This window comes from Pseudomonas sp. S2_H01 (assembly GCF_054668305.1).
Genome location: NZ_CP162756.1, coordinates 6,170,221 through 6,179,534, shown reverse-complemented (window position 1 = coordinate 6,179,534; position 9,314 = coordinate 6,170,221). Strand labels below are relative to the sequence as shown.

Genomic DNA, 9,314 nt, shown 5'->3' with positions numbered 1-9,314 from the left:
CTATGCGGGGTTTATTGGTTGCAGGGTGGCGAGATCCAGCAGCGTGAAATGGCCGCTGCCATCCTTGAGCCATCCGCCGGTGTCGATGTGATGAACGTTGCCCAGCACTGCCGGGCGCTCGATCGGCGTATGGCCGACGACTACGGCGCGTACGTCTTGGATCGGCCGGCAGTCCTGCTGCTCATATCGCGATCTCGACCACATGCAGGTGTTCTGGGTCAGGCGCAGACGCTTATTGCTCTCGGGCGCCTCCAACTCGGACTTCATCTGCCCCCAGGTATCGAAGACGCAGTCTGCGTGCACGATCCCGACTATGCCGCCGGCGGTCTCGACCTCGATGGCGATCGGCAGCTCCTCGAACATCACCTGGTAGTTCTGCTGCTCGGTCAGCGGCAGCCCGACGAACCAGACGCCGCCGTTCTGCATCCAGTTGCCGATATCGCAGGTGTCGAAGCGGGCCACGTAATCGTCGTGGTTGCCGCGCACCGGGTGGAACCATGGCTTGTTCAGCCACTTGATCACGTCCTCGCACTCGGGGCCACGGTCGACCAGATCGCCGACACTGAAAAGCCGGTCAACGGCAGGGTCGAAGCCGATGGCATCCAGCGCCGCTTGCAACCGGCTGAAGTGGCCATGGATGTCGCCGACGGCGATGTCCCGCCCAGCAGTGTTCGCAGCGAAGCGTTTCACACGCGTCACCTCAATTGTTTCGAGCATTATTGCTCCCGCCCGCCGTACACCGGCAGGCATGTGGATAGATGGGGAAGGGGTTATAAGGCGAGTTCGGTTTGTTTTTCGCGAAGCCAGATTGGAGAACTATTGTGTGCTTCAATACGGTCGGCGATTACGTTGGCTCGCTGTCCTGCGGTGGGCGGTGCGTACATGCCGAACCGGCTGATGCTACCGCCGTTCACCGCGGCGTTCGTTGAGTCTGCGGAGGCAAACGGCAAGCGCTGGAAGATGGCAGGGTCCAGCATTCGCAACCCGTGAAGGCGACAGGCCGGGCGTCCCTGATCGTCACAGATGGCGTCCATCGCGGAGCCCATCCGCTTCCACCAGGATCCGGTGCCGGGTGTCGCCCACTGACCGGAGCTGCCGATGGCAACAGTCCGCCAGCACCTTGCCAACCTCTGCAGCCGATCAAGCGACTCGTGCAAATGCCAGACGGGCACGCCCCGCAACTCTTCAGGCCATTGCCGAACGAGATTGTCGTTCGCCTCTTCGTCGCCGTCGATGACGTCCGGAATCAGCGCCCAAGTGAAGCCGGGATGTCGGTGCCAATCTTCGACCCAGCGCGTATAACCATCGACGTCTACCTGGCCGCCTTTCTTCCACACGGTGAACGCGCCATTGTCGAAGACAAATGACTTGCACGCATCGGCCACAATCCCGAGATCGTCTTTGCGGGGGAAGGGTACGAGTGCGTGCCGTCCAGCCAAGAATTTCGCAGCATCCTCACGCTTTCCGCCGACCGGCGTGCCGTGGTAATGGATCATCCGCTCAGCCTCACGGTTTCGATCTCGACGCCCTGATGGGTCGCGATGATAGTTTGATCGCCGCCCAAACATTCAGATAGCTGATCTGCGATTTGCTCATGCATGCCTTTTTTTATCAGTGCGGTAGCCGCCTTGATGTGCTCGACGTGAATCATCGCTGACGACTTGATCTCGAGCCGATAGACGATCATCTCGCCATCGGCTGGGCAGACTGCTGCGAACGTGTGCCGATAAATGTTCATACGGGTCCTCGCCGCATACGCAGCAGGCAATAGGGATAGGGTGGGGCCGAACGGGCGGCGGGGTTACTTGTTCTGGCGCAAGGCTTCAGCAGCGCACTTGGCGCCGTATTCCTTCATCTGATCGAGCGTGTAGCCGGGGACTTCGCGCTCTGGTTGAAGGAAGCCCCAGTGACGTGGCGGGTGGGGCAGCAGTGTGTGATGCGGGAGCAGCTTGCCTTGTGTTCGGAGGTGCTCCGAACATTGAGGGCTGACTGGACGCTGCTGGTGGCGGTCAGGGTAAGCGCCAGGCAGAGGGCCAATTGCAGGTTTTGCCAGTTGCTTGGCGCGGATCTGTTCTACCTTAGTCCACACCCGCGCCAGTTCAGCTTCGGCTGCTTCGTGCATGTCCAAGTTCTGTGCCAAGCACAGGGCGGCAAGCGTCACCATCACTCCGCCAACTTCCTGGGCCTTCTCGCCAACGGGGCGGCCGTACACGTAGTCGACCAGCTGATGGGCCTCATCCCAACCGCAGTTGCAGGCCTGCACCAACTCAAGCGCTTCTTCAAGAAATCGGTGGTTGCGCTCTTGCCGATCAGCCGCGATCACGACTCCGAAGCACTCAATCATCCACTTCCGGACACGCATCTGAAACGCCACCGGCTCATCCACCACTGCGCGGACATCCTCGGTTGGGGTGGGCGTAATCAGAAAGACATCAGTGTCGAGCTGATCGTCTTCAGCGAATGAGCAGATCGGCTGACCGACCCACGAGTCGCTGACGTATTCAGGCTTCCATCCTGCGACAGTGTTGTGCCCGATCTTGACCCATACCGCCGCTTCTTCTGCTGAATACTTGAACAGCGCGCCGTAGCAGAGTTTCTTGAAGCTCACCATTTCCGTTTTTTTGGTCATGACGGCTCATTCCCCTCAGTCATGGCGCGCAGCTTGTCTCGAACGATGATGTCCGTGCACCATTGGTTGCCGTGCTCACACTTATCCGGCATTCCGTTCGGCCAGCTGTAGCAGCAGTCCGAGCAGACCCATCCACACTCACCTCTGGCGGCTTGGTCGGTCCACTTGCGGGTTGCTTCGTCCATACTTGAGATGTGTGCCGGCAGCTCTGACTCCTTCAGCAAAGTCACTTTCACGAAATCGCTCATGACTCGCCGACCTTCGCGGCTAGCACTGATTGGCCGGCAAGGAAATCCAAAACCGATTCGCAATGCGCAGGGGTAGGCGAGCTACCGTGTTTCAGGAGTTCACATGCTGCAGCTAGATCTGTCTGCAGATCATCAACCCGCTGCTCTGACACATTTAATCTGGTTACCAGGTCCCCAACTTTTGCAGCTATGGGGCCCCAATCAGGGATACCCCCGAGCACCGAACCAACCTCGTTCACGGTGTTGCGCTGCGCCTTTGCTTCCCCTGACCACACACGAGCCTGCACAAGTATCGCATCGCGTTGGGCCTGAGCCCGGTCAAAGTCGGCTTCATAGACGTACCGACCGGCAGCACCCTTGAACGTGTACCGCTTCACGTCGCTCATAACCCCTCCTGAATTTCTCGCTCACCATCAGCCCGCATGGCGTCGATGGCGTATTGGTTGATTTCTCTTGCGATGGTCAGCGCTTGCGCCGGGGTCAGATGAACCTGAGGCAAGCGGTGAAGGCTTATTCGATGCATACCGTCACGACCCAGCAGCACCGTGGCTCGGACTTGTTGAACTGGTTCAGGCATGGCGATATCCCTGTAACCCATAAAGGTTACTTTTCGATATGCAACCTCTGGAGGTTACTGTGGGGTTGGTCAGGCGGCAGCCATCAGTGCTTCTATCACGCGCTGGCCGGCGAGCGGAGGAACTGCGTTGCCGGCCATGTGCACCGTCAGACGGTGGCTGTCCGGTCGCAGCAGGTCGGCGGGAAAGGTCTGCGCCGCCAGCGCCTCGTTGGCGCTCAACATCCGCATTTCATCACCACGCACCAGCGCCCAGCGGTCCAGAGTGGTTATGGTGCCGATCGGACGGCTGATGTCGCGACCAGTCAAACCAGAGCCTTTGCCGTAGTAGGGCATGATGAATCGGTCGCCGAAGCGCTCACGGCCGTTGCGCACACGATCCAGCGTCGCCTGTGCACGACCTGGCTTTTCGATCAGCGACCATTTGCCGATTTCAAAGTCGAGAAAGCTTGCCGCCGCCACATGCTGATGACGATGTAGCTCGAGCATCAGCGGCGCCTTGCTGCGTGTCAGCACCAGGAACAATCTGACCCGGTGCTGCGGAACTCCAAGGTCGGCACAGTCCAAGACGTGCGGGGCGACCTGATATCCCAGCGCTTGCACCGCCGCCACCCATGCGGGGTAAAGCGCCCAGTCAGTGAATTCCGGCACATTCTCCACCAAGGCCGCTTGCGGTCGGTGGAACTCCAACGCTGAAACAACAGCCCAAGCTGTCGAGCGCGATGCATCGTGTTGCGGGTTGCCATTGGCCTTACCGCGCGCCCTCGAATGACCTTGGCAACAGGGTGATGCCAGAAGAAGGTCATGCGTCGGCACCTTTTCCCACTGCGCCTGGTGCAGGTCTTGGCAGACGCGCTCGGTTTCGGGATGGTTGGCCGCGTGCCATTTGACCGCGACCGGCGAGTGGTTTGCCGCCCATACGACCTTTACGCCTGCCGAGACGGCGCTCAGGGTCCATCCGCCGAGACCGGCGAACAAATCAATTGCTCGGAGCATTGTGGGGATCCTCGCCAGTGGCGTGATTCAAAGTTGGGAAGGGGGGATGTTTCAGGCGGCGGGCGTGGCGTCGTGGAAGACATCCATCTGCGCCGCACCATCAAGCCAGGCAGAGTCGATTCGCGCTCTGGCCATTGCCGCGTACTCCGGATTCAGCTCACACAGGATCGACCGGCGGCCTTCCTGCATTGATACCAGCGACGTGGTTCCGGCGCCGCCGAACGGGTCAAGCACCGAACCGCCGCGCGGGGCGCCGGCCAGAATGCACGGCCTGATCAGGTCGGGCGGGAAGGTGGCGAAGTGGGCGCCCTTGAAACTGTGTGTGGCCACAGTCCAAACGCTGCGCTTGTTACGCTCGGTCGGCATGATCGCGAGGGCTGAGTTCATCGACTCGTTGTCCTTGATCCTGCCGCGCTGGCGTTCATCGGCATCAGTGCCATGGCCCCAGCCGACGCCGTTCGACTTCCTGGCCGTCGCCTTCATGTTGCCGTTGCTCTTGGCCCCGCCGTTGGCCCGTTCGCTGCCGATCTGCGCCTGAACGTCCTGAGACAGCCGGGCGTGAGTGTTGGGTGAGCAGGGTTCGAGAATGGCGCCCTGGTCGAAGTAGTACTTCTTCGATTTGCTCAGCAGGAAAACGTATTCGTGCGACTTCGTGCACCGGTCCCGCACGCTTTCAGGCATTGGGTTCGGCTTGTTCCAGATGATGTCCTGCCGCAGATACCAGCCATCGTCCTGGAGCGCGAAGGCAAGGCGCCACGGCATGCCCATCAGGTCCTTCGACTTCATGCCCATCTCGCGGCCGCGCACGCCGGTACCGGATTTAAACCGTGGGTGCTCGTTGATCTGGCGTGCCGATGTGACGCTGCGCCCAGACATCTGGCCATCACCTTGAGGCCTGCCTTGCGCTCCCCAACTGCCGGCGTAGCTGTCACCCATATTCACCCAGGCTGTTCCATCGTCGCGGAGTACTCGACGCACCTCGCGGAAAACTGCGACGAGGCGGGCGATGAACTCGGCCGGCGATTCTTCAAGGCCGATCTGACCTTCGACCCCGTAGTCGCGCAGGCCGAAGTAGGGCGGGCTGGTCACGCAGGTGTGAACTGATTTATCCGGCAGCGTCCGCATCATCTCGATGCAGTCGCCAACCAGAATCTGGTGCTGCTGGCTCATGGTTCGATTCCATGCGGTTGGGAATGGCCTACGCTTACCTCTCCACAGGAAGGGAGAAGGTCATGAGCGATAGCCGAGAGTTAGCGTTGACCATCGCGCTGGAGGCGGTTTTGAATGCCGCGCGCAGCTTTTACGTAGATATAAATGAGCTCTGCGAGACGGCAATCGAATCGCTCACTCTGGTGCCAAGCAACATATCGCCTGCGATAGTTGCGGCAATCGGTGAAATCGAAAGCGCTGCTAATGCCATTGACTATGGTGAAGGCGAATAACCCCATCGTCCCATCAGTTAGCCTACGCTTATCGCTTCACAGGGAGGACGCGTGATGGACGAAGACAGGACGAAAGGTTTGGCGCTGGCGCTGAAGGCAGTGCTCAACGTAGCGCGGAAGCGGGGTATGGATCTGGACGAGTTGTCAGAGGCCGCCGCCGACGAGCTTTTGCAGTACCGGGAATACGATGCGCTGCATGTGCCGATGGCCATCAATGAGATTGAGGTGGCGGTGGATGCTCTGTTGTGAGTGGCACGTAGCAGATCAGGCCAAACTCTTCGCCGACCTCCATGATCTGGTGGAAGGCCACGCCATCGTCGAGCAATCCACCGTGATCACTGTCGAATGCCCAAATCAGCTCCCACAGTGACTCGCAGCCTTGGCACAGCTTTACGGCGTAAAAGTCACCATCCCACTTTCCCGCCATGGCGACGTATTTCTCACCAGGTTGAACCCACCGGCGACAGCTTTCGCACTGGTGAGGCTTTCGGGCTTTTGTCAGATGTCGGTTCTGAAATGAATCGCACATAGCAGTCTCCTCCGAAAGTTCGGTGGCGAATAGGTTGGTGGTGGGCTATACGTGGTGACCGGCATGGGGCCGGGTCAAGGAGTGAAGATGAATAACCAAGCGCAAGTTGATGCGATAGAACATCTTTTGGTGGCCGTTCTGCGGCAACAAACCGACAAGGATGTAGAGCGGATTTTCGAGAAAGCTCAAGGCACTATCATGGGCAGCGCAGGGCCTGGCGGGACCACTCAAAAGACTGAAGCGGTTGATTACCTTCGCCACATAAAAATCAACCTTCGGTAATCAGTCTTCCCGGCCGATCCGCAACGCCTCACGCTGAAAGGCCAGCTCAAGTTTCCGCGCCACAATTGGCGACACCGTAATTTCGTGGCGCGGTATCGATAGAAGCGGCAGGGCCCGATCAGGCCCTAATCCGTGAAGATGGTGAATCATCAGCGTCAGCGCTTCGCCTTGTTCTTCAATCTCCGCCCAAGCCATCAGTTCGGCGAGCGCCTGCTTCGTGCCGGGCCTGACGCGTAACCGCAATTCCTCCTCGCCGCACGCCTTCCTCTTGAGCGCGGTCTTCTCGTCGCGCTGCTGCTGCGTCATCGCCATGACTCTTCATCCTCACAGAGATTTTTCGCCCACTCCAGCTGAGACCGGCAGCGGATCACGTTGTTGATGGCTGGTCGGCAGCCGATCCGCACCTTGTCGCGGACACGATGCGCAGTAGCCTTGATTGCTGAATCCGTTCCGTGGATGCGGTACGCCAGGAGCATCGCCAGCAGAGCGTCTTCCATGGTCATCTGGTAGCTGGTAACGAGAGTCAGCATAAGCAAGCCCGCTCGGTGGTAGGTGGTGTTGTGGATTGCGCTTTCGCTGCTGAGGCGCCTTGAAGACGCGCTTCACCTTTTAGCCGCCGGATACTCGATCTTGTAATCACGAACGAGCCGGCGGAAATACTTGGAGCTAATGCCCATGTGCTGGGTGGCCTTGCGCTGGCTTACCCCGATATCGCGAAGGGCTTTGATGCGCTCGACATTCCGTGCATCTTTCACGGGGTCGCTCTGGTTGTGCACCAGGTTCGCGGCACCGCCATTGGCAGCCCGCTGGAATTCGAAGCCGTAAGCCCGCGCCATGGTGTAGAGCTGCTTGCGGCTGATTCCAGTGAGTTCGGCGACTTCGCCCTGCGAGAGCGTCTTGGCCAGATCGCGAACACGATCCAAGTCAGCCGGTGGCATCTTCGGCTTCACCGGCTTGGCCTGAGCCTCCTCGATGTCCGGAACAATGCGCAGATGTTGCATCGATTCCTTTTTGCTGCGACGCGGCGGAAGCGGCTTGCGATCTGGCGATTCGACTGGGGCGGGAGCAGTGCGGTACCCGTATGGCCGTGGAGCCGGAATAGGCCCTGCGACCTCTGATACCTGGCCACCGCGGCGAAGATACTCATCCATCGCCGCCGCCAGTTCAGCCGACTTTGGCTGGTTGTGCCGGACCATGCTTAATTCGAGGCTGATCATGCCGCCACCCCAAGAACTCGGTTCATGCGCTCGTCCATGATTTCGTAGAAGTCCTTCATCCGCTGCGAAAGTTTCCGGATGTAGGCTTCGTCCCGGTACATGCGCTTGATGAAAAGAGGCATGCCCGGCCAGAAGCTCACGAAATCGATCCACTCGCGCTCCGACAGCCAGAGGCCACCCTGGCACTGCGCGACGTGATCTTTCGGAACCTCGTTCTGCAGGATGACGCCGACCTGAAATTTCGGCAGCTTGGTCTTCACCTCGGCCAGGCCATTGGCGCCGACCAGCGAATCTGGCGAATAACCGGCGCCATGGTTGAGGATGATCCCGCAATCGCTGGTCTCAACCTCGCACTGCTCGCGATAGAGGTTCCGAGCGACAGACTCAAGCTCATGACCGCGTTCTGTGTGGCGATTTCCGGAGAATGGATCAGCCGCTTCACCGGTGATTCGCTCACCGATCAGCGTGTCCATGTAGGTGAAGGCTCCGACCCCGAATCCACCTTCGCCCTTGCCGTTGACCAGAAGGCATTCGAATTCTGAGGCTGTGGCGATGCCGAGTCGCAGGTTCAGCCACTCTTGAGTGCCTTGCTCTACGTTCGTGATGATTTGCATGGCTTACTCCTTCGGGCGGTTGGCTGATTTGTTGAGGCGGGCCAAAACTTCGTCTACTTCTGACTTGTAGACGTTTTCAGGCGCGCCGTATTTGGCCTTGAAGCTGTCCTGCATCAACTGGCTGCACTTGCCAAGCAGAGCGGTAATTTGTGCAGCCTGGCCGGCAGTGACCACGGGCTCAGGCGCTGGCTCTGGACCTGCACCATTACCGTCGTCGTCCTCATTAGTCAGGACGACGTTGAAAATCATCATCGTCAGGTAGCGTCGGGCATAACTGAAGGTCGAGCCCGCAGCATGGACGCCTGTCTTGTTAACGCTGCCCTTGATGCCCGCCGAGTCAATCGGCAGGTCAACGTGGTACTGCTTTGTGTGACCGGCCTCGTGCATGCAATCGCAGATGGTTCTGATGTGGCCGACAAGTGCGCTGTCGCCAGTCCCGAATGACAGCGAGAAGCCGTGCGCGGTGTATACCGGGGAAATCTTGCGATCAATCGACTCAAGCGCGGCGTAGGAGCTGCTCGTCTGAGCGTTGTACTTGTCGCGGAATACCGGGCCGATTTCAGCCTGGGCGCGAACCATGGCAGCGTTGAATGCGGCTGCGGCGGTACGGTCTGTGTGCCGCTCGTACATCTCCATCATTTTCTGCATCTTGTCAGCGTCGAATGCGGGGTCAGTCGCCGCACGCTGGATCATCGTCAGCATTGCGGTGGATTCGTTGGTGGCCGCCGGGCTGGCGACTTGCCGGGCTTCCGGTTGCTCGGCGAGGGCTACGTTGCTCATGTC

17 protein-coding genes are annotated in these 9,314 nt (G+C 59.5%); 3 read left to right on the top strand and 14 right to left on the bottom strand.

The genetic code is table 11. From position 1 onward, the window contains the following. From AB4N84_RS27745 to AB4N84_RS27705, 9 genes are all read right to left on the bottom strand, one after another. Entirely contained in the window at positions 1-717 is a 717-nt protein-coding gene (locus tag AB4N84_RS27745) for a metallophosphoesterase (protein WP_460044196.1), read from the bottom strand. A gap of 53 nt (positions 718-770) precedes the next feature. Next, positions 771-1,496, bottom strand: coding sequence for a hypothetical protein (locus AB4N84_RS27740; RefSeq protein ID WP_460044194.1), 726 nt, complete (start codon positions 1,494-1,496; stop codon positions 771-773). Next, positions 1,493-1,738: a hypothetical protein gene (locus tag AB4N84_RS27735; RefSeq protein WP_460044192.1), complete on the bottom strand. Its 246-nt coding sequence runs from the start codon at positions 1,736-1,738 to the stop codon at positions 1,493-1,495. Before AB4N84_RS27735 ends, AB4N84_RS27740 begins: the two co-directional genes overlap by 4 nt. 63 nt (positions 1,739-1,801) lie before the next feature. Next, positions 1,802-2,629 (bottom strand): DUF4194 domain-containing protein, encoded by an 828-nt coding sequence (locus AB4N84_RS27730; RefSeq protein ID WP_460044191.1) that lies wholly within the window; start codon positions 2,627-2,629, stop codon positions 1,802-1,804. Beyond that, positions 2,626-2,877, bottom strand: a complete 252-nt coding sequence (locus AB4N84_RS27725) for a hypothetical protein (protein ID WP_460044189.1) — start codon at positions 2,875-2,877, stop codon at positions 2,626-2,628. The genes AB4N84_RS27730 and AB4N84_RS27725 overlap by 4 nt, the downstream gene beginning before the upstream one ends. Continuing rightward, positions 2,874-3,263: a hypothetical protein gene (locus tag AB4N84_RS27720; RefSeq protein WP_460044188.1), complete on the bottom strand. Its 390-nt coding sequence runs from the start codon at positions 3,261-3,263 to the stop codon at positions 2,874-2,876. The genes AB4N84_RS27725 and AB4N84_RS27720 overlap by 4 nt, the downstream gene beginning before the upstream one ends. Beyond that, positions 3,260-3,454: a hypothetical protein gene (locus tag AB4N84_RS27715; RefSeq protein WP_460044187.1), complete on the bottom strand. Its 195-nt coding sequence runs from the start codon at positions 3,452-3,454 to the stop codon at positions 3,260-3,262. Before AB4N84_RS27715 ends, AB4N84_RS27720 begins: the two co-directional genes overlap by 4 nt. Before the next feature lie 69 nt (positions 3,455-3,523). Next, entirely contained in the window at positions 3,524-4,447 is a 924-nt protein-coding gene (locus tag AB4N84_RS27710; protein ID WP_460044186.1) for a DNA cytosine methyltransferase, read from the bottom strand. 51 nt (positions 4,448-4,498) lie between these two features. Then, entirely contained in the window at positions 4,499-5,617 is a 1,119-nt protein-coding gene (locus AB4N84_RS27705) for a DNA-methyltransferase (protein ID WP_460044185.1), read from the bottom strand. Positions 5,618-5,679: 62 nt separating this feature from the next. Here AB4N84_RS27705 and AB4N84_RS27700 point away from each other — a divergent pair, with 62 nt between their 5' ends. From AB4N84_RS27700 to AB4N84_RS27690, 3 genes are all read left to right on the top strand, one after another. Next, positions 5,680-5,889, top strand: a complete 210-nt coding sequence (locus AB4N84_RS27700) for a hypothetical protein (RefSeq protein ID WP_460044184.1) — start codon at positions 5,680-5,682, stop codon at positions 5,887-5,889. 51 nt (positions 5,890-5,940) lie between these two features. After that, a complete protein-coding gene (locus tag AB4N84_RS27695) occupies positions 5,941-6,138 on the top strand; it encodes a hypothetical protein (RefSeq protein WP_460044182.1) in 198 nt (65 codons plus the stop codon). Between the two features lie 367 nt (positions 6,139-6,505). Next, positions 6,506-6,700: a hypothetical protein gene (locus AB4N84_RS27690; RefSeq protein WP_460044181.1), complete on the top strand. Its 195-nt coding sequence runs from the start codon at positions 6,506-6,508 to the stop codon at positions 6,698-6,700. On the opposite strand, the gene AB4N84_RS27685 is transcribed toward AB4N84_RS27690, so the two are convergent. From AB4N84_RS27685 to AB4N84_RS27665, 5 genes are all read right to left on the bottom strand, one after another. After that, complete coding sequence (locus tag AB4N84_RS27685) at positions 6,701-7,012, bottom strand: hypothetical protein (RefSeq protein WP_460044180.1); 312 nt, start codon at positions 7,010-7,012, stop codon at positions 6,701-6,703. Then, positions 7,003-7,230 carry a DUF7740 domain-containing protein gene (locus AB4N84_RS27680; RefSeq protein ID WP_460044178.1) on the bottom strand — a complete coding sequence of 76 codons (228 nt, stop codon included), beginning with the start codon at positions 7,228-7,230 and terminating at the stop codon, positions 7,003-7,005. Before AB4N84_RS27680 ends, AB4N84_RS27685 begins: the two co-directional genes overlap by 10 nt. A 72-nt stretch (positions 7,231-7,302) precedes the next feature. After that, positions 7,303-7,917, bottom strand: a complete 615-nt coding sequence (locus tag AB4N84_RS27675; RefSeq protein WP_460044177.1) for a hypothetical protein — start codon at positions 7,915-7,917, stop codon at positions 7,303-7,305. Next, a complete protein-coding gene (locus AB4N84_RS27670) occupies positions 7,914-8,531 on the bottom strand; it encodes a lambda exonuclease family protein (protein ID WP_460044176.1) in 618 nt (205 codons plus the stop codon). Before AB4N84_RS27670 ends, AB4N84_RS27675 begins: the two co-directional genes overlap by 4 nt. A 3-nt stretch (positions 8,532-8,534) precedes the next feature. Then, positions 8,535-9,311 (bottom strand): ERF family protein, encoded by a 777-nt coding sequence (locus tag AB4N84_RS27665; protein WP_460044174.1) that lies wholly within the window; start codon positions 9,309-9,311, stop codon positions 8,535-8,537. Positions 9,312-9,314: the final 3 nt, after the last annotated feature.

Coding starts and splice junctions, on each gene's coding strand:
- AB4N84_RS27705 (WP_460044185.1), bottom strand. CDS start 5,617: ATGAGCCAGCAGCACCAGATTCTGGTTGGCGACTGCATCGAGATGATG.
- AB4N84_RS27735 (WP_460044192.1), bottom strand. CDS start 1,738: ATGAACATTTATCGGCACACGTTCGCAGCAGTCTGCCCAGCCGATGGC.
- AB4N84_RS27685 (WP_460044180.1), bottom strand. CDS start 7,012: ATGGCGATGACGCAGCAGCAGCGCGACGAGAAGACCGCGCTCAAGAGG.
- AB4N84_RS27710 (WP_460044186.1), bottom strand. CDS start 4,447: ATGCTCCGAGCAATTGATTTGTTCGCCGGTCTCGGCGGATGGACCCTG.
- AB4N84_RS27680 (WP_460044178.1), bottom strand. CDS start 7,230: ATGCTGACTCTCGTTACCAGCTACCAGATGACCATGGAAGACGCTCTG.
- AB4N84_RS27665 (WP_460044174.1), bottom strand. CDS start 9,311: ATGAGCAACGTAGCCCTCGCCGAGCAACCGGAAGCCCGGCAAGTCGCC.
- AB4N84_RS27720 (WP_460044188.1), bottom strand. CDS start 3,263: ATGAGCGACGTGAAGCGGTACACGTTCAAGGGTGCTGCCGGTCGGTAC.
- AB4N84_RS27690 (WP_460044181.1), top strand. CDS start 6,506: ATGAATAACCAAGCGCAAGTTGATGCGATAGAACATCTTTTGGTGGCC.
- AB4N84_RS27730 (WP_460044191.1), bottom strand. CDS start 2,629: ATGACCAAAAAAACGGAAATGGTGAGCTTCAAGAAACTCTGCTACGGC.
- AB4N84_RS27715 (WP_460044187.1), bottom strand. CDS start 3,454: ATGCCTGAACCAGTTCAACAAGTCCGAGCCACGGTGCTGCTGGGTCGT.
- AB4N84_RS27745 (WP_460044196.1), bottom strand. CDS start 717: ATGCTCGAAACAATTGAGGTGACGCGTGTGAAACGCTTCGCTGCGAAC.
- AB4N84_RS27740 (WP_460044194.1), bottom strand. CDS start 1,496: ATGATCCATTACCACGGCACGCCGGTCGGCGGAAAGCGTGAGGATGCT.
- AB4N84_RS27670 (WP_460044176.1), bottom strand. CDS start 8,531: ATGCAAATCATCACGAACGTAGAGCAAGGCACTCAAGAGTGGCTGAAC.
- AB4N84_RS27675 (WP_460044177.1), bottom strand. CDS start 7,917: ATGATCAGCCTCGAATTAAGCATGGTCCGGCACAACCAGCCAAAGTCG.
- AB4N84_RS27700 (WP_460044184.1), top strand. CDS start 5,680: ATGAGCGATAGCCGAGAGTTAGCGTTGACCATCGCGCTGGAGGCGGTT.
- AB4N84_RS27725 (WP_460044189.1), bottom strand. CDS start 2,877: ATGAGCGATTTCGTGAAAGTGACTTTGCTGAAGGAGTCAGAGCTGCCG.